We start from the raw sequence: 24,757 nt of genomic DNA, 5'->3' as shown, positions 1-24,757 counted from the left end.
TCGTGGACCTTCCAGTTGCGGAAAAGTGGTTCGACGTGTCGGTCGTCGACGACGGTCTGACGTGGATTCAGGAGCCGCACACGTACTTCCTGGGAAACATCTGGTGGTTGCGTGGCCAGGAACGCGATCTCGTGGTGGACTCCGGTCTGGGAATCACCTCGCTTCGCGCGGCCGTACCGCAGATGTTCGAGAACGATCCGATCCTCGTGCTCACCCATTCGCATCTGGACCACGTCGGCGGTGCTCACGAGTTCGCGACGCGCGTCGGCCATGTCTCCGAGGCCGGCGCGCTCGCGGACCCTCCGCCCGTGAGCCTGTTCGGCGCCGAACTGGCGACGCACATGCACGTGGCGCCGGCCGACATCCTCGTGCCGGAACCCACTCCCGAGCAGCCAAGAGGCGAACTGCTCCTGGACGCGGTCCCGGACGCGGAGTACGACGTCACGGCGTACCGGCTTGAGCCCGCCGCGCTGACTCGGGAACTCCAGGGCGGCGAGGTGATCGACATCGGAGATCGCGCGTTCGACGTTCTGCACTTTCCCGGACACACCTCGGGCAGCATCGCGTTGTTCGAGAAGGGCACAGGGGTCCTGTTCTCAGGCGACATCATCTACGACGGGACCCTGGTCGATCAGCTCGTCGACTCGGACCGGGACGCCTACCTGCGGAGCTTCCGCCTGCTGCGCGAGCTGCCGGTCGAGGTGGTGTACGCCGGACACGACGCGCCGTTCGGCAGGCAGAGGCTCCACCAGCTGATCGACGACTACGTCGACTCCCGTACCCGCGGCTGAGGGCCTGAGAACCGACGCGGGAGCCCTGTCACCACCTGGTCACAGGGTGGCCCGCAGGTGGCTGACGGTCACGAAGTGGTAGCCGCGGGCGGAGAGGGTGCGCAGGATCTCGGGGACGGCCCCCACGGAGGTGGGGTGGATGTCATGCAGCAGCACGACGTCGTTGCGGCCGGCCTTCGAGATCACGTACTGGGCGACGCGGGAGGCATTGGGGTACTTCCAGTCCTCGGTGTCCACGTCCCACAGGACGGGCGAGAGGGTGGTGGCCGACCGCACCTTGCCGTTGATCGCTCCGTACGGCGGCCGGAAGAGGGTCGGCTCCTTGCCCGTGGCGGCCTTGATCGCCGCACTGGTGCGCTCCAGCTGGGAGCGGATCTCACCCGTGGCGAGGCGGGTCAGATCGGGGTGGTTCCAGGAGTGGTTGCCGACCTCGTGTCCGGCCCGCACCTCGGCACGCACCAGCTCCGGGTGCGCGGCGACGTTCTGGCCGACGGTGAAGAAGGTGACGCGGGCGTCGTACTTCGCGAGGTACGTCAGCAGGGTGGCGGTGTACGGCGCGGCCGGGCCGTCGTCGAAGGTCAGGGCGATGCACTTGACCTCGGCGCAGTTGGTCGTGTCGTCACCGTCCGCGGTCTGCGTCGGCATGGTGGCGCTGGGGGTGCTGGTGGCGCCGAGGTCCAGGCCGGCGCTGGGGCTGGCCGTCTGCTGCTGGACACGCTTGCCGAAGTCGGACAGCCAGGGGGTGACGGTGGCCTTGGGGAAGGTCACGGTGTAGCGGCCTCCCGCGGGGACGCCGACGGTGCCGCGGTCGAAGTCCACCCGCAGACCGCCGTCGGCGGTGAAGGCCATGTCGTCGAGGGAGGCGGTGCGGTTCTCCGTGTCGTCGAGGGAGGCCGGGTCGGCGCCCTCCTTCCCCTTGAGCTGCTTCTGCAGGGCGGCGACGAAGGCGTCCTGGGACCCGTCGGCTATCAGTGCGTACGCGGATTCGGCCGTCCCGTTCTTGCCGTCGTACCAGTAGGTCCGGGTGTCCAGGCCGTCTCCGGCCGCCGGGCGGTTGAGCGTGGTCAGCCGTACGCCCACCACGTCTCCGGACGCCACCAGGAACGAGTAGCTGATGTTCAGCTCTGCGCCGTTCGGGGACGCACCGGTGGAGTCGGCGCCGCATGTGACGGCCGAGCCGCCGTCGTCCCCGCGGAAGCCCGCGATCCGTGTCGCCACGTACTTCTTCATGGCGGCCGTCATCCCGCTCGCGCCCGGGACGTCCGGGTAGCTGGAGGCCCAGGGGCAGGATCGGTCGTCGCTGTTGTCGCTGACGATCCTGATGCCCTTGATCTTGGCCGGGTTCACGCTTCCGCCCGGGTCCGTGCCCTCGGCCGTGCCGCCGGTCGGCGTGGAGCCGGTCTTGGCAGGGGCCGAGTCGATGGATGACGTGTCGGTCGAGCACGAGGTCGTCAGGGCCAGGGAGCCCAGCAACGCAAGGACGGGGACGAGGGTGCTTTTGCGCATGGCGGACCTTATATCGAAGGGGTGGGGAGACAGGCTCGGCCTGGGGTCGGGCCCATCCTCACAAGTCAGTACGTTGTTCAGCGACGCTCTGTTGCCTCCTGAACAATCACGACCGGGCGGTCATCCTCCGCAGACGGGGCGGTACGGCGCGTCGGGGATGTAGGCGTGCCACTGGGCCTCGGTGAGACCGCCGATGGTCCGTCGGCAGACGAGGGCCACAGCCCGGTCCGGGTCGACGGGGTAGCTCTGCACCGGGGTGTGGGCGCCGGCCACGAACAGCGTCTCCCCGTCCGCGCTGAAGGCGATCGAGTCGATCCCGTCGTCCGGGGCGGGCAGCCGGGTGCCCAGTGGGCGCTGGGAGGCGGTGTCCCACAGCTGCACGGTGCCGTCCGCGCCCCCGACCGCGAGCGTGTCCCCGTCGGGAGAGAAGGAGAGCGCGCTCACCCCGCGCACGTCGTTCTGCGAGGTACCGGCGATCACACCCATCCGGTGGGCGAGGTCGCCGTCCCACAGCGTGATCCGGCCCGAGGAATCGCCCACCGCGAGCCGCTCGCCGTCGGGGCTGAAGGCCAGCGCGGTGACGTCCCGTCCCGCGGCGAGGGCACGGTCGGTCGCCCGGCCGGACTCCATGTCGAGGAACCGGTCCCGGGAGTCCACGAGCAGCCGCCGGTCCGGGCGTACGGCCATGGAGTCGCCGGTGACACCGGGCAGTGTGCGCGTGAGGCGCCCACGGCCGGTGTCCCACACCTCTGTCACGGGAGTGCCCCCCGTACGGCGCGCGGCCAGCAGGGTGCGGCCGTCCGCTCCCAGGGCGACGGGACCGGCCGGGTTGTCGGCGGAGCCGGACAGGGTGAAGGAGGAGAGCGCCTTGTGGGTCCGTACGTCCCACACGGTGAAGCGCTGGTCCGTGGAGCCGCTCGCGGGGTCGGTGTCGCCGACGACGAGGGCGCGGGCGTCCGGGCTGAAGGCCAGCAGGGGTGTCGGGTCGTATCCGCCGCTCAGCGCGCCGAGGGTCGCGTGGGCGAGGACCCCGCGCGTCTTGGTGGAGCGCAGTTCGAAGCGGTAGCCCCGGCCGGAGCGGGTCACCGTGGCCAGGGTGGCGCCGTCGGGGCTGAGCACTGCGCTACCTCGACGGCGACTCCTCCACGAGCACGACGAAGCTCCGCGTTCCCAAGGGCCCGTACCTGATCTCGGCTCATCTCACCCGTGACTCGGACCCCTCCGCGGAGGAGACCAATCTGGTCGCACCGCGCGTGACGGTGGACAGGGCCACCACGCTCACGCTGGACGCGCGCGCGGGCAAGCCGATGAAGCTCACGGCGCCCGACAGCCGAGCCCGACTGGTCGCCGGCGGGGTCCTCGTCGGAGCGCGCGGGGACGTACCCGCCCACGACTACGCCGAGTTCATGGGACTGGGCGACAACACGGACATGCGCCGCTCCTACTACGCCCAGGTCGGACCCTCCGTCCCGGCCGAGAGCTTCATCTCCCAGGCGGGCGGCCTCTGGCAGCGCGGCAACGGCGAGGTGTACAACCTCGTCACCACCCGCAAGGGCGGCTTCTTCACCGGCCTGACCCACACCTTCACCACCCGCGGTCTGGCCAAGGTCGTCACCCCGGTCGGCTCCAACGCCAAGGGCAGCACGGCGGCGCCGGGCTCCTCCTGGAGCACGCCCGGATGGCCCGGTCCCACCAGCGTCCTCATCGGCGCCCAGGCCGCCTACCGCACGGTACCCAACGGCTCCCTCACCCAATACATGTCCACCGAAGGCGGCTTGCGCTGGAACCTGAGCATGGCCGTCGGCACCGCCGACGACATGTTCCTGAGCCTGTTCTACTCGCCCGAGTCCCGCCGCTACGAGCCCGGCCGCACCTACCACGAGCCGTTCAACACCGCCGTCTTCGGTCCGGCCACCTCGAATTCCACCCGCCCCGGCGACGTGGGCGCCGTCCGCCAGGGTTCCGACTACCTGGTGTGCCTCCCGCTGCTCTCCGACGCGGCCGGTCATGGCAACAGCTCCGACGCCAAGACCCGCTTCCGCCTCACCTCGGGTGCCACCACCATCATCGACCTGGACCGCGAGTCGTGCTCGATCCCGCTGACCGGGCTGCTGCCGCGGAAGGCCGGGTACCGTCTCGCCGTCGACGCCTCCCGTCCGGCCGGGACCGTCACCGTCGGCAGCCGCGCCTCGGCGGTGTGGACCTTCACCTCGGCCCCCGCGGCCGACAACCGGGTCCAGCGCCTTCCCCTGTCCGTCGTCCGTTTCACCCCCAAGCTGAGCCTGACCGGCACGGCGAAGGCGGGCACCCGGATCACCGTACCGGTCAGGCTCCAGGGCCCGGCGGCGGCGAAGGGGGCGGTCAAATCCCTGAAGGTGCAGGTGTCGTACGACGGCGGGCGCACGTGGAAGACCGCCACGGTGCACACCGCGGCCGACGGCTCCCGACAGCTGACCCTCACTCACCCGGCGCGAGCCACCACGATCGGCTTCAAGGCCACGCTGGTGGACCGTGACGGCAACACGGTGTCGGAGACCCTGCCGACCGCGTACCGGACGGTGAACTGACCCATCGGCCAAGACCGACAAGGCGCCTGCGGCACGTCATCTATTGACGTGCCGCAGGCTCGGCCATAGCCTCCCGCTACCGTTCGCACCGCGGACGATATTTCGCAGAGCGCACACACTCTCTCAGGAGGGCCCATGCAACGACGCATGGTCGGGCTTGGCATTGCAGCGGTGATGGTCACGACAGTAGCCGGATGCGGATCCTCGTCCTCGGGGGCCGCGGGTTCGACGTCCTCGGGCGGAAACAAGACAGTGCAGGTCAAGGTGGGCGTCATTCCCATCGTGGACGTGGCACCGCTCTATCTGGGAGAGAAGAAGGGCTTCTTCAGCAGCCGTGGCATAGAACTGAAGACCGTGACCGCGCAGGGCGGGGCGGCGATCATCCCCGGTGTCGTGAGCGGCGAGTTCCAGTTCGGCTTCAGCAACGTCACCTCGCTGATGATCGCGCAGTCCAAGGGCGTGCCGATCAAGTCCGTGGTCAACGGAGTCGCCGCCACCGGCGTCGTCGGGAAGGACGTCACGGGAGTCGCGGTCAAGAAGGACAGCCCGGTCAAGTCCGCGAAGGACCTCGCCGGGAAGACGGTGGCCGTCAACACCCTCCAGAACATCGGCGACACCACGGTGCGCGAGTCGGTGCGCAAGGACGGCGGTGACCCCTCGAAGGTCAAGTTCGTCGAGCTGCCCTTCGACCAGATGCCGGCCGCGCTGGCGGGCGGCCGGGTCGACGCCGCCTGGATGGCGGAGCCGGCGCTGACCATCGCCAAGGGCCAGGGCGCCCGGGTCGTGGCGTCCCCGTTCACCGACACCGACCCGAAGCTCACCGTGGCGTCGTACTTCGCCTCCACCAAGCTGGTGAAGGAGAACCCCGCCCTGGTGAAGAAGTTCACCGAGGCGATGACCGAGTCCCTCACGTACGCGTCCGCGCACCCCGACGAGGCCCGCCGGATCCTCACCAGCTACACCAAGATCAGCGGAGACGCGCTGAAGAACCTGACGCTGCCCGCCTGGCCGGCGACGTACGACATGGCATCCCTGGAGAAGCTGGCCGGTCTCGGGGAGAAGGACGGCATCTTCGGCGACAAGAAGCCCGACCTGGACGCCCTGTTCTCATGAGCACGTCGCAAAGCGCCCCGGTGCTGACGAAGAGCGCCGGGCTCACCTGGGAGAAGGCCGCCACCCCGGTACGCGGGGCGGCCGGCCTGGTGGGGCTGGTGCTGCTGCTCCAGGTACTGCCCCACACCGGACTGGTCTCCGCCGCCTACCTCCCGCCCGCGTCGGAGATGGGCCGGGCCCTGTGGCACGTGCTCGGCGAGAACGCGTTCTGGACCGCGCTCGGCGACACCCTGACCGGCTGGGGCATCGGGCTGGCCATCGCCGTCGTCGCGGGTGTGGTGGCGGGCATCGCGATCGGCTCGGTGCCGCTGCTGCGGGCGGCCACCGCGTCGACCATCGAGTTCCTGCGACCCATCCCGTCGGTGGCGCTGATCCCGGTGGCCGTGCTGATGTACGGCACGGACCTGAGATCGAAACTGCTGCTGGTGGTCTACGCCTCCTTCTGGCAGGTACTGGTCCAGGTGCTGGCCGGCATGCAGGACGTCGACCCGGTCGCCGACGACACCGCCCGCAGCTACCGGCTCGGTACCTGGGGCCGGGTGCGCCATGTGATGTGGCCGACCGCGCTGCCGTACGTGATGACGGGGGTGCGGCTGGCCGCCACCGTGGCGCTGGTCCTGGCGATCACCGCCGAACTCGTCATCGGGGCGCCGGGTCTGGGCAACCAGATCGCCGTCGCCCAGACCTCCGGGGCGGTCTCCGACGTCTACGCCCTGGTCCTGATCACGGGGCTGCTGGGCATCGCGATCAACCTGGTGGCGCGGGCCGTCGAGCGGCGGGCGCTGCACTGGCACCAGTCCGTCCGCGGGGAGGGGTAGCGCAATGATCCGGACGACTCTCCTGGGCGTGGCCCGTCGCACTCTGCTGGTCCTGGGCCTGCCCCTGGTGCTGTTCGGGGTGTGGTGGTTCGCCAGTGCCGGCAGCACCGACTTCTACAATCCCCCGCTCGCCACCATCCTGGGCAGGTTCCCGGACGTCTGGACCGGTGAGCGGCTGGCCTCCGATGTCGTGCCCAGTCTGGTCCGGCTCGGGGCCGGCTACTTGCTGGCCGTCGCCGCCGGAGTCGGGCTGGGACTGCTGATCGGCGTGAGCCGCGTCGTGCGTGACGTCCTGGAGCCGGTGATGGAACTCTTCAGGGCCATCCCGCCACCGGTGCTGGTACCGATCATCATGCTCTTCGCGGGCATCGGCGACGGCATGAAGGTCATCGTCATCGTCAGCGGGTGCGTGTGGCCGATCCTGCTCAACACGGTCGAGGGTGTCCGCGCCGTCGACGAGGTGCTCAGCGACACCTGCCGCTCGTACGGCATAGGCGGTGTCTCCCGGCTGTGGCACCTGGTGCTGCGCTCGGCGAGCCCGCAGATCGTCACGGGCATGCGCCAGTCGCTGTCGATCGGGATCATCCTCATGGTCATCAGTGAGATGTTCGCCGCGAGCAACGGACTCGGGTTCGCCGTCGTGCAGTTCCAACGGTCCTTCGCCATCCCCGAGATGTGGAGCGGGGTCCTGCTGCTCGGCCTGCTCGGTTTCGTCCTGTCGCTGCTCTTCCGGTTCGCGGAGAACCGGTTCCTCGCCTGGTACCACGGCTTGCGCCGGGCTCAGCGCAATCCCTGACAAGGAGACGTCGATGCTCGACGTACGCAATCTTCAGAAGGTCTACACCGGACGCAACCGCAGCGTCGAGGCCCTGCGGAACCTGACCTTTCACATCGCGGCCGGAGAACTGGTGTGTCTGGTCGGCCCGTCCGGGTGCGGCAAGACGACTCTGCTGAAGTGCATGGCCGGACTGCTCGACCCCACCGGCGGCGAGGTCAGCCTGGAGGGCCGGCCCATCGACGGCCCGCCACCCGGCATGGCCGTCGTGTTCCAGGAGTACGGCCGGTCCCTGTTCGCCTGGATGAACGTACGCGACAACGTGGCCCTGCCGCTGCGCCGCAAGAAGCTGGGCAAGGCCAGGGAGAGGGAACTGGTCGACCACGCGCTGGAGGTGGTCGGCCTCGCCGACGCCCACCAGGCCTACCCCTGGCAGCTCTCGGGCGGCATGCAGCAGCGCGTCGCGATCGCCCGCGCCGTCGCCTTCGAACCGAAGGTGCTGCTGATGGACGAGCCGTTCGCGGCCGTCGACGCCCAGACCCGTGCCGAACTGGAGGACCTCATCAGGCACCTGTGGCACGAGCTGGGTGTCACCGTCCTGTTCGTCACCCATGACATCGACGAGGCGGTGTACCTCGGCCAGCGGACCATCATCCTGTCCAAGTCCCCGACGGTCGTGCAGGAGGACCTGACCATCGACCTGCCCGATGAGCGCGACCAGTTGCACACTCGCTCCAGCCCCCGCTTCGCCGAACTGCGTGCGCACGTCTACGAGCAGATCCAGCGGGCCAAGCACATGAGCGGTGACACCGACATGAGGGCGGGCGACCGCGATGAGGAGGCGGTCGCACAGAAGACGGGGGCCTGACATGTCGCCCCGCGCCGTCGCGTCCCGCCAGGAGGCGATCCCCCAGGTCACCCACAGTTCGATCGGTTACCGTGGTCCGCACTGGAGCGAGGAGTGTGAACATGGCGGCCGAGGTCGCGGCCCATGAGGCGGGAGAGGCCGCGCCGGAGTCGGTGCCCGACGAGGCGGTGGGGCCTCTCATGCGCGGGATCGCCGTCCTGAGGGCGCTCGCGGACGGTGGCGGGCAGGAGGACCTCCAGGAGCTCGCGCACCGCACGGGTCTGGCGCGAGCGACCCTCGACCGCATCATCGTGACCCTCAAGGCCCTCGGCCACCTCCACGTCGAGGGACGCACGGCCGCGCTGGCTCCCGCCCTCATGGAACTCGGCAACGCCTACCTGGCGGCGGTCAGGATTCCGGAGCTCCTGGGGCCGCGGGCCCACGCCCTGGCCGAGGAGTTGGACGAGGGGGTCACGCTGACCGTCCCGGACCGGCACGGCGCTCATTTCGTCCACTCCGCCGAGCGTGACCGGCGCGTGGGAATCGTCTGCGCCGTCGGCGACAGGCTTCCGCTCGACGCCTCGGCGCCCGGCGCGCTGCTGGCCGCCACGTGGAGTCCCGCCGAGTGGGAACACCACCGCGCGCACCATCCCTGTGTGCGCGGCCCGGAACTCGCTCAGGCCTGCACGGACGACCTCCGCGAACGAGCGGCCGCCGCGAAGGCCGACGGATGGTCCCTGGACGACCAGTGGCTGGAAGCCGGCCTGATCGCCCTCGGTCTCCCTGTGCACGGTCCGGACGGGGAGCTGGTGTGCGTGGTGAACGTGGTCAGCCACATCGGCCGTTATCCGAGCGCCGAAGCACTCGCCCGCAGCGCGCTGCCCGCGGTGCGGAGCGCTGCCGCGGACATGGAGCGGGAACTGCGCACGCGGGGGCCGGCTCCGGCGCTCAAGACCGGTGCCGGGCCTTCGCCGGACGCCGAACTCACCAGGCCCGGACGCGACTTCATCGAGTCACTCGCCCGCGGCCTCAGTGTGCTGACCGCCTTCGGTCCGGGCCGGTACACCCTGACGAACGCCGAGATCGCCCACCTCACCGGCCTGCCACGCGCGACGGTTCGGCGCGCGCTCATCACCCTGGACCACCTCGGGTACATCACCGGCAGGGACGGGCTCTACCGACCGAACGCGGCGGTGCTGACCCTGGGTTACGCCCCCTTGTCCCGTCTGTCGCCGGCGCAGTTGGCCCAGCCCCACCTCACGGCTCTGTCCCGCGCGCTCTCCGACTCGGCGTCCATGACGGTTCTGAGCGGTTCGGAGATCCTCTACGTCGCGCGCGCCGCCACCGCCCGCTGGATGACGGTCAACGCCACGGTGGGCGGACGGCTGCCCGCCTACGCCACCGCGATGGGCCGCGTCCTGCTCGCGGGACTGCGCCCGGACGAACGCGCCACGGTGCTCGCCGCCTCCTCCCTGGACGCGCTCACGCCGCACACGGTGACGGACACCGGAGAGCTCCTTCGGCTCGTGGAGCGGGCGGCCGACGAGGGGTACGCGCTGGTCGAGGGAGAACTCGAAGTCGGTCTGCGTTCCATGGCCGTGCCGGTCCGCGGCCGGGACGGTCGGGTACGGGCGGCGATCAACGTCGCCATGCACTCCAGTCGGCGGTCGGTCGCCGAATGCGTCGAACAGGTCCTGCCCGCGCTCCGGGCCGCCGCGGCCGGCATCGAACGCGACCTGGGCCCCGTCGCCTCGGCCGATTTCTGACGGTCGTCGCCCGGTCTGCCTTCACCGCCATTGACACGCGCTGAGCGCGGCTCCACACTCATGCCACTCGCCGACCGAAACATTTTTCGCCAGGCGAACATCAGAACGGATCCAACAGTTCCGCCACGACATCCGCCTCACCCACTCGACGAGGAGTGAGTATGACGTTTCGGCATCGGCAAGGAGCAAGACTGCATGTCAAGCGGGTTCTCATGGCGCTGACGGGCGCCACCGCAGCTGCGGTGGTCGCCGCGGCCTCCGCCTTCGCAACACCGTCGGCGACCTCCTCGACGGCCTCCTCCTCGGCCATGAACACCACGGTCCGCGTGAAGGCCACCAAGGACATCGCCTACGCGCCCGCCCAGCCGGCCGGCAGCCAGGGCCATCTGCTGGACCTCTACGTACCCCGGTCCGAGCGGCCGGTTCCGCTGGTGATCTTCACGAGCGGCTCGGCATGGATGGCCGACAGCGGGCGGCAGGGCGGCGACGCCGTCGCCGCACAGCTCAACCCGCACGGTTTCGCGGTCGCGGGTGTCTCGGTACGTTCCAGCTCACAGGCCCAGTTCCCGGCCCAGCTCTACGACATCAAGGGCGCCATACGCTGGTTGCGGGCCCACGCCAGGGAGTACAACCTCGACTCCCGGCGCTTCGCCATCATGGGCGACTCCTCGGGCGGCTGGGCCACGGCGATGGCCGCGGTCACCGGAGACATCCCGCGGCTGGAGGGGAACGTCGGCGTGAGCGGTCCGTCCAGCGCGGTGCAGGCGGCCCTGCCGTTCTACCCGCCGACCGACTTCTCCCAGATGGACGCGCACATGCTGGACAACTGCACGGTGTTCAACGCCGTGCTGGGGCTGACCGACTGTCACTCCGACGCGCGCTCGCCGGAGTCACTGCTGCTCGGCTGCCCCATCAAGACCTGCCCCGACAAGGTCGCGGCCGCGAACCCGCTGACCTACGTCAGCGACCGGCCGCTGCCCCCGACGCTGATCTTCCACGGCAAGCAGGACCCCCTGGTCCCCTATCACCAGGGCCGGCTGCTCCGTGACGCCCTGGCCTCCGCCGGTGCCGACGTACGGATGATCTCCCTCCCGAACGCCGGTCACGGTCCGATCTCCGGCATGCTGGGCGACACCGACACCCGTCGGGACGCCTACGAGGAATCGGCGAAGAACGGCCACACCACACCGCCCCGTCCCGTGACGCCGTCGTGGCAGACCATCGTCTCCTTCCTCGAGTCCGAACTCCGTCCCGCGCCCAGGTAGGCCGCGGCCGGCAGCGAGGAGCCAAGGAATCGCTCGGCCTCGTGTGTTCGTTCCGCGCTGATCGCGAGAACCACGGAACTCCGGGTGGCGGGACGAACGCCGGTGCCGCCCGGCTCTGTCGAGCCGGGCGGCACCGGACGGGATCGGGCTAGAAGTGCCACTGCTGGTTGGTGCCGCCGTTGCAGGCCCACAGGTCGGTGAGGACGCCGTTGGCCTTGTTGAAGTAGGGGTCGTCGAGGCACAGCCCCGAAGCCTGGTTGACGATCAGGTAGTTGCTTCCGTTGACCGGGATGAAGGACCAGTTCTGGTTGGTGCCGCCGTTGCAGGTCCACAGGTCGACCTTCGACCCGTTCGCGGTGCCGAACTGGTAGTCGTCCAGGCAGGTGCCCGAGTTGACGTTCTTGAGCGTGTACTGGCCGTTGCCGACGCTGGTGACGGTGAACTGCTGCAGCGTGCTGCCGGTGCACGACCACAGGTCCACGCTCGCGCCGTTGGCCTTGTTCCCGTTGTAGTCGTCCAGGCATGTGCCGGTGTTCACGTTGGTCAGGGTGCGCGCGCTGCCGGTGATGGTGCCGCCGTTGGCCGGCACGAGCTGCCACTCCTGGGAGCCGTCGGTCGTGGCGGTCTGCAACGTCAGGTTCGCGCCGCCCGAGGCGCCGGTCAGGTACAGGCTCGTGTTGTCCGTGGACCTGAACTGGTAGTTGCCGTCCGCGAGCTGGACCATGTTCCACAGCCCCGCGGACTTGTTGTCGACCCACTGGCCGATCTGCGCGCCCGCTACCGCATTGTTGCCCCAGATCGCCGCGGCCCGGCCGCCGGACGCGTTGAGCAGGGTGACGCCGCTCGGCTTGGTGGTGACGTGCCAGTACTCGGTCTCCGCGTTGGACGCCGAACCGGCGTTCTCCAGGCCGACGTCGGGGGTGTTGCTGTGGCCGATGTTCGCGTCGGTGGTGTTGTTGTGGGTGCCGATGACCTGGCCGGTCAGCTTATTTACGATCTGGTAGAGGGTGCCCTGGGAGTGACCGAAGTCGATGTCGGCGTTGATGATCGTCGACGTGCCCTGGTTCGCCAGGATCACCACACGGCCGGTGTTGGCGTCGTAGGTGAGGTTGCGGCTGTAGGCACCCGGGAGGGTGGTCTGGTACTGGGTCCAGGCTCCGGTGCTGCTTCCGGTCGAGTTGATCCAGACGCTGCCGCTTCCCGCGGCGTTGTAGACCAGGCGGCCGTCCGGCATGCGGATGATGACAGGGCTGCCGCCCCGCGCCACGGTGCCGGAGCCGGCGGAGACGGGAAGGCCCGAGACGCCGGTCCCGGCGGTTCCGCCGACGGAGAAGAAGTGCAGCGGGTCGCTGGCCAGCTTGTAGCGGACGTTGTCGCCGCCGCCCCAGTACTCGTAGGTCAGCATCCACATGCCGTCAGAGGTCTGGACGACGTTCGCCATACCCGGCCGACCACCGCCGATCTCCGTCTTGGTGCCGCCTATGGTGACGGTGGTCCCGGTCACGTCCACCACGGCGCTGCTCCAGCCCGAGCCGGACGACCCGTTCCAGGTCCGGTGGGCGAGGATCTGCCCGAGCGAGTCGGTGGCCGTGTCGTTGGCGGGATCCGTGGTCAGCGCACCGGTGCTGCTGTCGTAGGCCGTGAAGTCGTTCTCGTCGGAGTAGTACGCGACGAGCTGGCCGTTGTAGACCATCAGGTACGGCTCCCACACCGGGTCCACCTGGTGGTTGGTGTTGGCGTTCGCGATGTTGGCACCGAGATTGCCCGCGCTGCCTCCCTGCCAGCCGCCGCCGGTGATGATGTTGAGGAAGCTCCATGTGGTGCCCTGGTCGGTGCTGGAGTAGAGCGCGATCGCCATGTCCTTGCGGTCGCCGTCACCGGTCGGCGTCCAGCTGGAGTCGGCCGCCTTGTGCTCCAGGTAGTAGGAGTCGTCGCCGGACACCACCGCGGCCATGACCAGCGTGCCCGCCGACAGCGAGCCGACGGTCTGGGGCATGACGTACAGGTAGGGGTTGGTCCAGGCGCTGGTGTACTTCGCGTACTGCGGATCGCTCGACAGGTAGGCCGGGGCCTGGACCTGCGAGACCAGCTGCCAGCTCGTGCCGTCGTCGCTGCTGCGGTAGACCGGCAGGGTCTCACCGACCGCCGACCCGGACGAGGGGACCGTGGCCTGCTCGAAGGAGGCGACCAGTTGGCCGTTCGCCAGCTGCGCGGCCTTCGGGTAGATGGCGCAGTTGCCCCGACCCTTCAGGCACGCCTGGTTCGAGGGGAGCTGGTAGATGGTCCCGGGGGTGGGCGAGTACGCGCTGGCCGGCGGCGCCGCCACGAGCGATACGATGACGGCACAGACGCCGGCCAGCGCCGCGCCGAGCTTTGTCAGTCTGCTTCTTATGCGCATGTTCATCCTGCTCACGGTTGGGCCGAGGCCTGGCGGACCGCGCGATCGCGGTCCGCGGGTGCGCGAGTGCTCGCGTCGCCGCGTTGGCGGGTTCGGCCAGAGGTGGGGCCGCCGTCGTCCGGACGGCCCTTCGCCACCCGACGGCGGCGAAGACTTTTCGACCTGGGAAGGTCGGACCACGGGGTCAGGTAATCGTGCTGGAGCTGTCGGCTCTTGTTACCGGTACTTCCTGCCTTCCGAGGACGGGCCGACCGCGCGATGCCACAGGGTGGCGTGCCCGGCCGACCGTCGGAGAGTTCGGCTCAGGGTGAGGCGGGACTGTCGTCACCGGTGGTGACGAACACCCGGACGTCCCAGGCGCCGAGGTCGACCACCGTGCCGGCGGGGACGAGGGCGTTGTCCAGGACGTCCGTGAACTTCTGGGGGGCCGTGACCCGGACGGGCTCCCAGCCCCAGTTGTGGACCACATGGACCCGGCGGCCGTCCGTCGCCGTCCCGGTGGTGGCGGTGACGGAGTCCGGGAGGTTCTGCCATCCGCTGCGTGCGGCGGGCGCCAGCCAGTGGGCCAGGGCCCGGGCGAGGTTCCGTCCGGGGATCGTGCCGACGCAGGTGACCCGGCCCGCGCCGTGGCGGCGGGTGGTGACGGCCGGCCAGCGGCCGAAGTGCGGGTGGTCGTAGCCTGCGAGCACCTCGGCGTCGGTGACGGCGAGGTGTTCGAGCCAGCGGGTCGCCGTCGCGTCCTCGGCCAGTCGCAGCGGGCTGCCCTCGGTCGCGTGGACCGGCACCTCGTGCACCAGGTTGCCGAACTCCTCGTACGCCGCTCCCGCCGCCTCCGTCAGACGGCCGGGAGCGGGCTCGTGCCGCGCCCTGGCCTCGTGGTCGGCGTAGGCAGTACGGGGGCCGAGGACGAGGTGGCCGCCTGCGCGGGCGTAGGCGGCCAACCAGTCCGCGGTGGTGTCGTGGGCGAGGTACAGGGCGGGGACGACCAGGACCGGGTGGCGGTGTGCGGCCTCTTCCGGCGCCATGCCGTCCCGGTCACCGTTCGGATCGTGCAGCTGCCGGGCGTGGACGATGCGCACCTGGCGGCCCGTCTCGAAGGCGCCGCGGTAGAACGGGTCGAAGATCCGGTGGTAGGCGGCCGGGTCCGGCTCGCCGTCCGGCTTCGACAGGGGCGGGTACTTCTGCATCAGCCACTTGCTGGGCGTCGAGTAGACCATCGTGATGTCGGCGTCCGGTTCGAGACCGGCGACGACCGGGCCGGCCGCGTCGAACTCGGCGCCCAGGCGGGCTATTTCGGCGTAGGTGCGGCCGGGTCTGCCGCTGTGCGGGAGGACTCCGCCCCAGTAGGTCTCCGCGCCGAAGCGCAGGGTCTGCCACTGCCAGTACTCGATCATCCGGGCACCGCGTGCCACGTGCGCCCAGGCGGCCTGGCGCCACTGGCCGTCGTAGCCGGGCCGGTTGTCCCAGGCGAAGCCGATGCTCTGGGCGTTGGTCTCGGTGACGAGGAAGGGCTCCTGGCGGGAGGAGAACATCCAGTCCGCGGTCTGGTACATCGACCACACCCCGGTGGTCTTCCACTTCTGCTCATGGGTGTCCGGGGTGGGGTCGGGCAGCAGCAGGCCGTCCTGCATGTCGTAGTACGGGTTGCCGGAGGCGATGTCGAGCCGGGCAGCGAGCTCGTCGTCCGCGACTCCCTGGCGGGTGTACGAGATGCAGGTGGTGACGAACTGCCCGTCGTGCGCGTACTCGCGGACGATGTCGGCCTGCCAGCCGATGAACTCGGTGACCTGGCGGGCCTGGAACTCCCGCCAGGCGACGTCGTACTGGGGCTGTTCGTTGCCGTCCGGGGTCCACAGGTCGGACCAGTCGGACAGCCGGTGGGACCAGTACACCAGTCCCCACTCGCGGTTGAGGGTCTCGACATCGCCGTACTTCTCGCGCAGATGGTCGACGAACCGCTGGAAGACACCGCGGTTGTGGAAGAGGTGCAGGCCCGGTTCGTTGTCGACCTGCCAGCCGATGACCGCCGGGTGGTCGGCGTAGCGTGCCGCGATCCTGCGGATGACCCGCTCGGCGTGGAAGCGGAACGCGGGGTGGGTGAAGTCGATCTCCTGCCGGGTGCCCCAGCCCATCCGCTGCCCGGTGGCGCGCTCGGCGGTGATCTCCGGGTACTGGCGGGCCAGCCACTGCGGTGCCGCGTACGTCGGGGTGCCGAGGATGACGGAGATACCGCGCTCGTGGGCGCCGTCGAGCACCGGTTGGAGCCAGTCGAGGTCGAAACTGCCGTTGCTGGGCTCCCAGGTCGACCACACCGACTCGCCCACGCGGATCACGGTGAAGTGGGCGTCGGCCATGAGATCGAGGTCGGCCTTGAGTTGTTCGTCGGACCGTATGCCGCCGTATTCGGGCGTGTACTCGTGGTAGTACGCGGCACCGAACAGGACGCGGGCGGGCAGGACCGCCATGGAGGGACCTCCGGGAGAGTGGGTGGGGGTTACTGCTTGACGCCGCCGGCGGACAGGCCGCTCTGCCAGTACCGCTGGAGCATCAGGAAGGCCACGACGAGCGGGACGACCGAGATCAGCGAACCGGTCACGACCAGCGGGAGCATGTCGCTGCTGGCACCGGCTCCGCCGTTCTGCGCCTGGGCGGCCCATGAGGAGAGGCCGACGGTGACGGGGTACAGCTTCGGGTCGTTCAGCATGATCAGTGGCAGGAAGTAGTTGTTCCAGGTCGCCACCAGGGTGAAGAGGACCACGGTCACCAGGCCCGGGGCCAGGAGCCGCAGGGCGATCCGGAAGAAGATCCGGACCTCTCCGGCACCGTCGATCCGGGCGGCCTCCAGGAGGCTGTCGGGAATGGCGTCGGCGGCGTAGATGCGCATCAGGTAGAGGCCGAAGGGACTGACCAGGGAAGGCAGGACGATCGCCCACGGGGTGTTGACCAGCCCGACCTTCGCGAAGAGCAGGTAGGTCGGGATCGCCAGCGCCGTGGTCGGGATCATGATGGCGCCGAGGACGAGGTTGAAGGCGGCGCCGTTGCCGCGGAAGCGGAACTTGGCGAATCCGTAGCCGGCCGCGGTCGCCAGGACCGCCGCGCCGAGCGCGCTGCCGACGGAGTACAGGACCGTGTTGAGCAGCCAGTGCAGGAAGACGCCGTCGTCGAAGGTGAGGGTCTGCCCGATGTTCGCCAGCAGGCGCGGACTGTGCGAGAACCACAGACCGAAGCTGGTGAACAGGTCCTGGGTGCTCTTGGTCGAGGCCACCAGCAGCCACAGCAGGGGCAGGAGGAAATAGGCGAGGACGGCCAGCATGACGATCGTCAGTGGTGTGCTGTGGCGCCGGGTCGACCGGCGCCGGGGCCGTGTGCGGGCGGGGGTGGGCGCTCGCCGCAATCGGGTGGCGTCCACAGGGGTGGGAGTGGTCGTCGTCACGAGGCCCTCCTGCGGTTCGCGGTCAGCAGGACGGCGTAGGAGAAGATCACGATGACCAGCCCGAGGAGAAAGGAGACCGCGGCCGCGTAGTTGACCTGTTGGCCGGTGAAGGCGAGGGAGAAGGCGTAGAGGTTGGCGGTGTACGAGCTGTCGATGACGTCCGGAGCGATGGTCTGGAGCAGCTTCGGCTCGTTGAACAGCTGGAAGCTGCCGATCACCGAGAACAGCAGGGTCAGCAACAGAGCCGGGCGTAGCGCGGGCAGTTTGACCGACCAGGCGATGCGCCAGGCACCCGCCCCGTCCATCGCGGCCGCCTCGTACAGCTCCTGCGGGATGGTCCGCAGGGCCGCGTACAGGATGATCATGTTGTAGCCGACGAACTCCCAGGTCACCACGTTCGCCAGGCTGCCCAGCATCCAGCCGTCGCTGAGGAAGTCCGGCGCCGACAGGCCGATCTTCCTGCCGAGCTGGGCGAAGGGGCCGAAGTCGGGGCCGTAGAGGTAGCCCCACATGAGGGTGGCGACGACGCTGGGGACGGCGTACGGCACGAAGATGCCGAGGCGGATCACGCGGGCGAGACGCAGCAGGCCGCTGTCGAGCGCGAGCGCGAACAGCAGGGCCAGCAGCATCATCACCGGGACCTGGATCGCGAAGAAGGCCGCGACCCGGAGCACGCCCTCCCTCAGGAGAGGGTCCTTGAGGGCGGTCAGGTAGTTGTCCAGACCGACGAAGGTGTTCCCGCCGACGAGCCGGTTCTGGAACAGGCTGAGGTAGGCGGCGTAGCCGAGCGGGGTCAGGAACAGCAGCAGGAACAGCACCATGAAGGGTGCGATGAACAGTGGGCCTGCCGCACCGTGGCGCAGGCCACCGAGGCGGCGGCGCTTGGGCCTCGCTCGGCGAAAGTCCTCGGTGGAGGCCGCGGTCATGGCAGTCATCGACGGGCCTTTCTTGGGGGCGGGTGGTGTGTCAGGTGCGGGGCCCGGGTCGTGGCCGTGGATCGCGGTGACCCGGGCCCGTCCGTCTCGGCTAGGCCTTGACGGTGAAGCCCTGCTTCTTGGCGTAGGTGGTCAGCCGCTGCTGCCAGGCGTCCAGGGCGGCACCGGTGTCGGCCTTGTCCGCCAGGGACTTGCCGACGGTCTCGGTCCAGTCGGTCGCCGCCTGGTCGAGGAACGGCGGCCACTGGAAGGAGGTGCTCACCGTGTCGCCGATTCCGGCGAAGAGTTCGTTCACCTTCTGTCCGCCGTAGAAGGACGGCGTGGCGCCGGTGAACGAGGAGTCGGCGAGCAGGGCCTTGGTGGCGGGGAAGAAGGACTGCTCGGTGGCGAACATCCTGGCGCTGGCCTGGTCGCTGTTGAGGAACTGAGCGAACTGCGCGGCCGCGATCGCGTTCTTGGTCGACCTGATGACCGCGCTGGTCGAGCCGCCCCAGTTGCCGGAGCTGGGCTGGGACGCGTCCCACTGCGGCAGCGGCGCGGCCCGCCACTTGCCTGCGGTGGCCTTGGCCGAGCCGGACAGGAACGCGGGGCCCCAGGCGGCGGTGATCCAGGTGGCGTACCTGCCCTTGTTGAGGCCCGCGTACCAGGCGTCGGTGAAGTCGGGGTCGGTGCTGATGACGCCTTCCTTGGCGAGGCCGCCCCAGTACGTGCCGAGCTTCTTGGAGATCGTGTCGTCGACGTCGATGGCGATGTCGCTCTTGCCGGAGAGGGCGTAGGGCTTGGCGCCCGCCTGCCACAGCAGGCCGTGCCAGGCGGCGGCCTCGTTCGCCGCGAGGTTGGTCAGGTAGATGTCGGGGTCGGCCTTGTGCAGCTTGCGGGCCGCGGCGGCGAACTCGTCCCAGGTCTTCGGCGGCTGGATGCCGTGCTTGTCGAAGATGTCCTGCCGGTACAGCATGCCCATCGGGCCGGTGTCCTGCGGGATCGCCCAGATCTCCCCGCCCGAGCCGCTGACCTGCGCCCACGTCCAGTCCACGAACGTGTCCTTCAGTGCGGAGGCACCGTAGGGGCTCAGGTCGAGCAGGCTGTCCGTGATGGTGAACGTCGGGATGGCCTGGTACTCCAACTGCGCGATGTCCGGGGCACCGCTGCCGGCCTTGATCGCCGTGCGCAGCTTGGTGTAGTGGGCCACGCCCTGACCGGCGTTGACGACCTTGACCTTGATGGCGGGGTACTTCTTCTCGAAGAGGGTGACCTCCTTGTCGATGTTCGGGACCCAGGTCCAGAACGTCAGGGTGGTCGGCGTCTTCATCGCCTTGTCGATGTCGGCCTGGCTGGCCGGCTTGGCGGACGCGCCGCCGCTGTTCCCGCTGCTCCCGCTGCCGCCGCAGGCGGACAGCGCGGCGCCGAGGGACACGGCCCCCGTGGCGGTGAGGAACAACCGGCGGCTCATGGGAGAGGAGGCGAATGATCTGGACATGGTGAACTCCCACCAGTGGGCGAGGACGAGGGCATGCCCGGAGCGGCATGCGGGACAGGGGAATGCGTGGAGGTGGTGATCAGAAGACCGAGGTCGGCGTGAGGGGAGGGAGCACGTCCTCGTGAGGGGCTCGCGGCGTACGGCGCTGGTGTGGCCGCTTCACCGTGAGCGTGGCAGACGCCCGGCGTCGCGCGGCGACCGGATGGGTGGAGGGGAGGTCGCGCGGTGCCTGCGTCCTGGGGGATGGACACCCCGGAGTGCGCGGGAGGGGACGGAACCGGGCAGCGGCCGTTCGCCGGACTGCCTCGGGGCCGGGGCGGGCCGCACATCCGTCATGTGCGACCGGTCGGTGTCGGTCAGGAACGGTCGGATAAGTCCTCACTGGACGGGAGCGGAGCCTGCGGGCCACCGCGGGACCGGCTCCCGGTGCCCCTCCCCCGTTTCGGAACGGGCCGGGCCGGCGCGGGCGCCGTCGAGGCACGCAGGATCAGGTCGACGGGCGGGTCGTGCGCCAGGGGCAGGTTCACCCCGGGCTTCTCGATGGCGTGCACGAGAAGCCGGAGCCCTTCCTGTGCCACGGCGTCGAACGGCTGGCGCACCGTGGTCAGGGGCGGGGTGATGTAGGCGGCGACGGGAATGTCGTCGAACCCGACGACACTGACGTCGTCCGGCACGCGGCGGCCGGCTTCCGTCAACGCGCGGATCAGGCCGATGGCCATGTCGTCGTTGGCGGCGAACACCGCCGTCACCTCGTGGTCGGCGGCGAGTTCACGGCCCACCGCGTATCCGGAGGCCGCCGACCAGTCGCCCTGCACCAGCGGCGGCTCGTCGCAGCCCCGGGCCGCCAGCGCCGACCGCCATCCCTGGACGCGGTCCCGAGCGGCGTACCACTGCTGCGGACCCGCGAGATGGTGGACCGTCGTATGGCCTAGATCCAGCAGATGCGTGGTGGCGGCGCGGGCCAGCAGGTCGGCGCCGACCCCCGTGGTGACGGTGCGAGCGGCCGCGGAGGCGGCGGGGGCGCCGAGGACCAGGACCGGTACGTCGACGTCGCCGGTGACCGCTCCGCCCGTCGCCTCCTCGTCGATGGGCTCGGAGATGACGATGCCGTCCACGCCCTGTTCGAGAAGTGAGTCGACGGCTCCGGCGATGCCGCCGGGGTCGCCTTCCAGCGTGTTGACGACTCGGAGCGCGTAGCCGGTGTCGCGGGCGGCCCGCTCGATTCCGATGAGGAGTGACGCGGGTCCGTACAGGGCGGTCCCGAGTGCCACCACACCGATGGACCGGGTCCGCCCCGAGGCCAGTGCGCGGGCCGCGTTGTTCCGTCGGTAGCCGAGTTCCCCGGCCGCCTCCAGGACACGTCTTCGCACGTCGGCGGAGACGTACGCTTCCTTGTTGAAGACCCTCGACACCGTCTTCTGGGAGACCCCGGCCAGTCGTGCCACATCCACGCTTCGGGGCGCTCCGGGTCCTCCGGCCCGTCCTGGTGATCGTGTCATGAGGTCTCCCGATGGCCGCGCCCCCGTCGAGGGGGCCGTGACTGTGACTGCGCAGACATGTCTACGCAGTCATAAGACACCCGTCAAGAGTCCGGAACATATCCGTAACGTCACGGGAGCCGGGATCGTCCCGTGCACCGCGGGCTACGATCTACCGCGCGAGCAGCCGCACCGTCTGTCGTACGCCTACGCGTCTGCGCTCTTTCCCGCACCGATCCCACCCCCACGAACCGCGGCGAGGCGCATCCGTGGCGGCGTCCTCCGGCGCAGCCGGTCGCGACTCGGCCGCTTCCTCGCGGAGCCCGGGAAGACCGTCTTCCCCACAGCTCCCGCTCGGCGCCCGCCCTCACGCGGCGATCCCGTTCGCCGACGTCTCGTCACCCGAAGGAACAGGTAGCCCATGACCGTGTCCGTCACCAACTGGGCCAGGAACATCAGATTCAGCGCCAGTCGATTCCACGAGCCCGAGTCAGTCACTCAGCTGCGGCGGGTCGTAGCCGGGAGCAGCGCGGTCAGAGTGCTCGGTACGGGCCACTCGTTCAACGCCATAGCCGACACCAGCGGCGACTTGGTGTCCCTGGCCCGCCTGCCACGGCTGGTCGACGTGGACGAGCACTCCGCGACCGTCACCGTCGGCGCGGCGACGAGATTCGGAGAGCTCACCGAAGCGCTGCATCGGTCCGGCTTCGCGCTGCACAACCTCGGCTCACTGCCGCACATCTCCGTCGCGGGGGCCTGCGCCACCGGCACCCACGGCTCCGGAGTCGGCAACGGCTGCCTGGCTTCGGCGGTCAGGGCGATGGAGTTCGTGACCGCCGAGGGCGAACTGGTGACCGTCGACCGGAACACCCCGGACTTCGCCGGCATGGTCGTCTCCCTGGGCGCCCTGGGAGTGGTCACCCGCATCACCCTGAATCTCGTACCGACGTTCACCGTACGGCAGTGGGTCTACGAAGGACTGCCGGGGGCGGCACTGCGAGAACGGTTCGACGAGGTCATGGCCTCGGCGTACAGCGTCAGCCTCTTCACGGACTGGCGCGACGATCGCATCGACCAGGTCTGGGTCAAGCGGGCCACCCTCGCCAACGCGCCCCGGAACTTGCTCGGCGCCACGCTCGCCGACGGCCCACGCCACCCCGTACCGGGAATGCCCGCCGAGCAGTGCACTCGCCAACTCGGCATCCCTGGCCCCTGGTACGCCCGACTGCCGCACTTCCGGATGGACTTCACCCCCAGCAGCGGCGACGAGCTCCAGTCCGAGTACTTCGTGGACCGCGCGGACGCCGTGGCGGCCTTCGAGTCCCTGGACGCGATCCGGGCGCGGATCTCGCCCGCCCTTCAGATCGGTGAGATCCGCACGGTCGCGGCCGACCAGCTCTGGCTGAGCCCCGCCTACGAGCGGAACGCCGTCGCCTTCCACTTCACCTGGCACCCCGACGCGGTGCACGCGACGGACGCGGTGCGGGTCGTCGAGGAGGCACTGTCCCCCTTCGCCGCGAGGCCGCACTGGGGCAAGGTATTCACTACCGGCCCGGAGGGCGTGCGGACGTCATACCCACGCCACGACGACTTCCGCCGGCTGCTGACGCGGCTCGACCCCGGGGGCAAGTTCCGCAACGCATTCATCGAGCGCTATTTCCCCACCGTGTAGAGCTCGGTACCGCCCCTTCCCCGAGAGACAAGAAACGCAGGACTGAACCCTTGACGCCCTCCGGCCTGACTGCGTAGACATGACTGCGCAGTCAGGCCGTATCCGGCCACGCGGGAGTGCGCCGCCCCAGGTTCCACCCCGGTAGACCGGTCACGGAGACCGCCGGGGAGCCGTTTGCACGAGATATCGACCATGAGTCGACCTATCGAACAGAAGGGTGTCATCGTGATGACCGCCGAACACAGCGACCATCAGCAGCCCGAGCGCTATGTCGTGGGAGTCGACTTCGGGACGTTGTCCGGACGTGCCGTGGTCGTCCGCGTCGGCGACGGCGCCGAACTGGGGACGGCCGAGCACGCGTACCGGCACGGTGTACTCGACCGTGAGCTGCCGGACGGCGCCCCCCTGCCACCGGACTGGGCCCTTCAGGTCCCCGCGGACTACGTCGACGTGCTGCGCCACGCCGTACCCGAGGCTCTCGCCCGCGCCGGAGTGCGGCCCGAGCAGGTGATCGGCATCGGCACTGACTTCACCGCCTGCACGGTCCTGCCCGTCCTCTCGGACGGCACTCCTCTGTGCGAACTCCCTGGTCTCGACAAGCGCCCGCACGCCTATGTGAAGCTGTGGCGGCACCACGCGGCGCAGCGCCAGGCCGACCGGATCAACGCGCTCGCGACCGAGAGAGAAGAGCCGTGGCTGGAGCGGTACGGCGGGAAGATCTCCTCGGAATGGGAGTTCGCCAAGGCGTTGCAGCTGCTGGAGGAGGACCCCGAGCTCTACGACCGCATGGAGCGGTGGGTGGAGGCGGCGGACTGGATCGTGTGGCGGCTGTGCGGCACGTACGTCCGCAACGCCTGCACCGCCGGCTACAAGGGCCAGTACCAGGACGGGAGTTACCCGTCCCGCGAATACCTCGTCGCTCTCGACCCGGGCTTCGCCTCGTTCGTCACCGACAAACTGGATCAGCCGATCGCCGAACTGGGCGCCCCCGCAGGGCGGTTGACGGCCGAGGCAGCCGCCTGGACCGGGCTGCCGGAAGGCATCACCGTCTGCGTCGGCAACGTCGACGCCCATGTCACGGCACCGGCGGCGGTGGCCGTGGAGCCCGGCCAGATGGTCGCCATCATGGGCACGTCCACCTGCCATGTCATGAGCTCCGACCGGCTCGGCACGGTGTCCGGGATGTGCGGAGTCGTCGACGGTGGCATCCTGCCCGGACTGTGGGGCTACGAGGCCGGGCAGAGCGGCGTCGGCGACATCTTCGCCTGGTTCCTGCGCAGTTCCCTGCCCGCCGAGTACGCCGAACACGCCAAGGCGCTGGGGCAGAGTCCCCACGAGTACCTGACGGGACTCGCGGCGCGGCAGAGGGTGGGCGAGCACGGGTTGGTCGCGCTGGACTGGCACAGCGGCAACCGCTCCGTCCTGGTCGACCACGACCTCAGCGGTGTGGTGGTGGGCCTCACCCTGTCGACCCGGCCCGAGGAGGTGTACCGGGCGCTGCTGGAGGCCACCGCCTTCGGCACGCGCACCATCATCGAAGCGTTCGAGACCGCCGGCGTGCCGGTCGGGGAGCTCATCATCGCGGGCGGCCTGACGAAGAACGCGCTGCTCATGCAGATCTACGCCGACGTCACCCGCCGCCCGCTCAGCGTCATCGATTCCGCTCAGGGGCCCGCCCTCGGCGCGGCGATGCACGCGGCGGTCGCCGCGGGCGCCTACCCGGACATCCGGGCCGCCGCCCAGGCAATGGGCAGGGCCCGCCCGGCCGCTCACCAGCCCGACCCCGCCCGCGCCGAGGCGTACGACCGTCTCTACGCCGAGTACCGGCTGCTCCACGACCACTTCGGGCTCGGCGGCAACGACGTCATGCACCGACTGCGCGCTCTGCGCGCCGAGGCCTCCGCCTCCTCCTGAAA

The 24,757-nt window shown here is 69.8% G+C and carries 18 protein-coding genes; 10 read left to right on the top strand and 8 right to left on the bottom strand.

The window, feature by feature from the left end; translation table 11 throughout:
* The first annotated feature begins 2 nt into the window (after positions 1–2).
* Positions 3–791: an MBL fold metallo-hydrolase gene (locus tag ACFY1L_RS52990; RefSeq protein ID WP_388842758.1), complete on the top strand. Its 789-nt coding sequence runs from the start codon at positions 3–5 to the stop codon at positions 789–791.
* Between the two features lie 39 nt (positions 792–830).
* On the opposite strand, the gene ACFY1L_RS52985 is transcribed toward ACFY1L_RS52990, so the two are convergent.
* Both ACFY1L_RS52985 and ACFY1L_RS52980 read right to left on the bottom strand, forming a co-directional pair.
* Positions 831–2,297 carry a polysaccharide deacetylase family protein gene (locus tag ACFY1L_RS52985; protein WP_388842757.1) on the bottom strand — a complete coding sequence of 489 codons (1,467 nt, stop codon included), beginning with the start codon at positions 2,295–2,297 and terminating at the stop codon, positions 831–833.
* A 120-nt stretch (positions 2,298–2,417) separates the two neighbouring features.
* On the bottom strand, positions 2,418–3,416 hold the full coding sequence (locus tag ACFY1L_RS52980; protein WP_388842756.1) for a WD40 repeat domain-containing protein: 999 nt from the start codon (positions 3,414–3,416) through the stop codon (positions 2,418–2,420).
* A gap of 134 nt (positions 3,417–3,550) precedes the next feature.
* On the opposite strand from ACFY1L_RS52980, the gene ACFY1L_RS52975 reads away from it, so the two are divergent.
* The 7 genes from ACFY1L_RS52975 (at position 3,551) to ACFY1L_RS52945 (ending at position 11,448) form a co-directional block, all read left to right on the top strand.
* Positions 3,551–4,864: a hypothetical protein gene (locus tag ACFY1L_RS52975; protein WP_388842755.1), complete on the top strand. Its 1,314-nt coding sequence runs from the start codon at positions 3,551–3,553 to the stop codon at positions 4,862–4,864.
* A gap of 135 nt (positions 4,865–4,999) precedes the next feature.
* Positions 5,000–5,977, top strand: coding sequence for an ABC transporter substrate-binding protein (locus ACFY1L_RS52970; RefSeq protein WP_388842754.1), 978 nt, complete (start codon positions 5,000–5,002; stop codon positions 5,975–5,977).
* A complete protein-coding gene (locus ACFY1L_RS52965; RefSeq protein ID WP_388842753.1) occupies positions 5,974–6,795 on the top strand; it encodes an ABC transporter permease in 822 nt (273 codons plus the stop codon). Before ACFY1L_RS52970 ends, ACFY1L_RS52965 begins: the two co-directional genes overlap by 4 nt.
* Positions 6,796–6,799: 4 nt before the next feature.
* Complete coding sequence (locus ACFY1L_RS52960; RefSeq protein WP_388842752.1) at positions 6,800–7,591, top strand: ABC transporter permease; 792 nt, start codon at positions 6,800–6,802, stop codon at positions 7,589–7,591.
* A 13-nt stretch (positions 7,592–7,604) separates the two neighbouring features.
* A complete protein-coding gene (locus ACFY1L_RS52955) occupies positions 7,605–8,438 on the top strand; it encodes an ABC transporter ATP-binding protein (protein ID WP_388842751.1) in 834 nt (277 codons plus the stop codon).
* A gap of 101 nt (positions 8,439–8,539) precedes the next feature.
* Complete coding sequence (locus ACFY1L_RS52950; protein ID WP_388842750.1) at positions 8,540–10,183, top strand: IclR family transcriptional regulator C-terminal domain-containing protein; 1,644 nt, start codon at positions 8,540–8,542, stop codon at positions 10,181–10,183.
* A 212-nt stretch (positions 10,184–10,395) separates the two neighbouring features.
* Complete coding sequence (locus tag ACFY1L_RS52945) at positions 10,396–11,448, top strand: alpha/beta hydrolase fold domain-containing protein (protein ID WP_388842749.1); 1,053 nt, start codon at positions 10,396–10,398, stop codon at positions 11,446–11,448.
* A gap of 148 nt (positions 11,449–11,596) precedes the next feature.
* Here the strand turns inward: ACFY1L_RS52945 and ACFY1L_RS52940 are convergent, their stop codons facing one another.
* From ACFY1L_RS52940 to ACFY1L_RS52915, 6 genes are all read right to left on the bottom strand, one after another.
* Positions 11,597–13,852, bottom strand: a complete 2,256-nt coding sequence (locus ACFY1L_RS52940; protein WP_388842748.1) for an RICIN domain-containing protein — start codon at positions 13,850–13,852, stop codon at positions 11,597–11,599.
* A gap of 296 nt (positions 13,853–14,148) precedes the next feature.
* Positions 14,149–16,311, bottom strand: coding sequence for a beta-galactosidase (locus tag ACFY1L_RS52935; protein ID WP_388842747.1), 2,163 nt, complete (start codon positions 16,309–16,311; stop codon positions 14,149–14,151).
* Positions 16,312–16,340: 29 nt separating this feature from the next.
* A complete protein-coding gene (locus ACFY1L_RS52930) occupies positions 16,341–17,279 on the bottom strand; it encodes a carbohydrate ABC transporter permease (protein ID WP_388842746.1) in 939 nt (312 codons plus the stop codon).
* Complete coding sequence (locus tag ACFY1L_RS52925) at positions 17,276–18,214, bottom strand: carbohydrate ABC transporter permease (RefSeq protein ID WP_388842745.1); 939 nt, start codon at positions 18,212–18,214, stop codon at positions 17,276–17,278. The genes ACFY1L_RS52930 and ACFY1L_RS52925 overlap by 4 nt, the downstream gene beginning before the upstream one ends.
* A 91-nt stretch (positions 18,215–18,305) precedes the next feature.
* Positions 18,306–19,691 (bottom strand): ABC transporter substrate-binding protein, encoded by a 1,386-nt coding sequence (locus tag ACFY1L_RS52920; protein WP_388842744.1) that lies wholly within the window; start codon positions 19,689–19,691, stop codon positions 18,306–18,308.
* A gap of 356 nt (positions 19,692–20,047) precedes the next feature.
* Positions 20,048–21,142 (bottom strand): LacI family DNA-binding transcriptional regulator, encoded by a 1,095-nt coding sequence (locus ACFY1L_RS52915; RefSeq protein WP_388842743.1) that lies wholly within the window; start codon positions 21,140–21,142, stop codon positions 20,048–20,050.
* Positions 21,143–21,590: 448 nt separating this feature from the next.
* On the opposite strand from ACFY1L_RS52915, the gene ACFY1L_RS52910 reads away from it, so the two are divergent.
* On the top strand, positions 21,591–22,841 hold the full coding sequence (locus ACFY1L_RS52910; protein ID WP_388842742.1) for an FAD-binding protein: 1,251 nt from the start codon (positions 21,591–21,593) through the stop codon (positions 22,839–22,841).
* A 228-nt stretch (positions 22,842–23,069) separates the two neighbouring features.
* Complete coding sequence (gene araB, locus ACFY1L_RS52905) at positions 23,070–24,755, top strand: ribulokinase (RefSeq protein ID WP_388842741.1); 1,686 nt, start codon at positions 23,070–23,072, stop codon at positions 24,753–24,755.
* Positions 24,756–24,757 lie beyond the last annotated feature (2 nt).

This window comes from Streptomyces sp. NPDC001663 (genome assembly GCF_042893105.1).
Classification (GTDB): Bacteria; Actinomycetota; Actinomycetes; order Streptomycetales; family Streptomycetaceae; genus Streptomyces.
The sequence above is the reverse complement of the archived record's forward strand: the minus strand, read 5'-3'. Positions and strand labels throughout refer to the sequence as shown.

What these genes read in the sequence shown, in the direction of transcription:
- ACFY1L_RS52985 (WP_388842757.1), bottom strand. Translation starts at nt 2,297, where the DNA reads ATGCGCAAAAGCACCCTCGTCCCCGTCCTTGCGTTGCTGGGCTCCCTG.
- ACFY1L_RS52970 (WP_388842754.1), top strand. Translation starts at nt 5,000, where the DNA reads ATGCAACGACGCATGGTCGGGCTTGGCATTGCAGCGGTGATGGTCACG.
- ACFY1L_RS52965 (WP_388842753.1), top strand. Translation starts at nt 5,974, where the DNA reads ATGAGCACGTCGCAAAGCGCCCCGGTGCTGACGAAGAGCGCCGGGCTC.
- ACFY1L_RS52960 (WP_388842752.1), top strand. Translation starts at nt 6,800, where the DNA reads ATGATCCGGACGACTCTCCTGGGCGTGGCCCGTCGCACTCTGCTGGTC.
- ACFY1L_RS52955 (WP_388842751.1), top strand. Translation starts at nt 7,605, where the DNA reads ATGCTCGACGTACGCAATCTTCAGAAGGTCTACACCGGACGCAACCGC.
- ACFY1L_RS52950 (WP_388842750.1), top strand. Translation starts at nt 8,540, where the DNA reads ATGGCGGCCGAGGTCGCGGCCCATGAGGCGGGAGAGGCCGCGCCGGAG.
- ACFY1L_RS52945 (WP_388842749.1), top strand. Translation starts at nt 10,396, where the DNA reads ATGGCGCTGACGGGCGCCACCGCAGCTGCGGTGGTCGCCGCGGCCTCC.
- ACFY1L_RS52940 (WP_388842748.1), bottom strand. Translation starts at nt 13,852, where the DNA reads ATGAACATGCGCATAAGAAGCAGACTGACAAAGCTCGGCGCGGCGCTG.
- ACFY1L_RS52935 (WP_388842747.1), bottom strand. Translation starts at nt 16,311, where the DNA reads ATGGCGGTCCTGCCCGCCCGCGTCCTGTTCGGTGCCGCGTACTACCAC.
- ACFY1L_RS52925 (WP_388842745.1), bottom strand. Translation starts at nt 18,214, where the DNA reads ATGACTGCCATGACCGCGGCCTCCACCGAGGACTTTCGCCGAGCGAGG.
- ACFY1L_RS52920 (WP_388842744.1), bottom strand. Translation starts at nt 19,691, where the DNA reads ATGTCCAGATCATTCGCCTCCTCTCCCATGAGCCGCCGGTTGTTCCTC.
- ACFY1L_RS52910 (WP_388842742.1), top strand. Translation starts at nt 21,591, where the DNA reads ATGACCGTGTCCGTCACCAACTGGGCCAGGAACATCAGATTCAGCGCC.
- araB (WP_388842741.1), top strand. Translation starts at nt 23,070, where the DNA reads ATGACCGCCGAACACAGCGACCATCAGCAGCCCGAGCGCTATGTCGTG.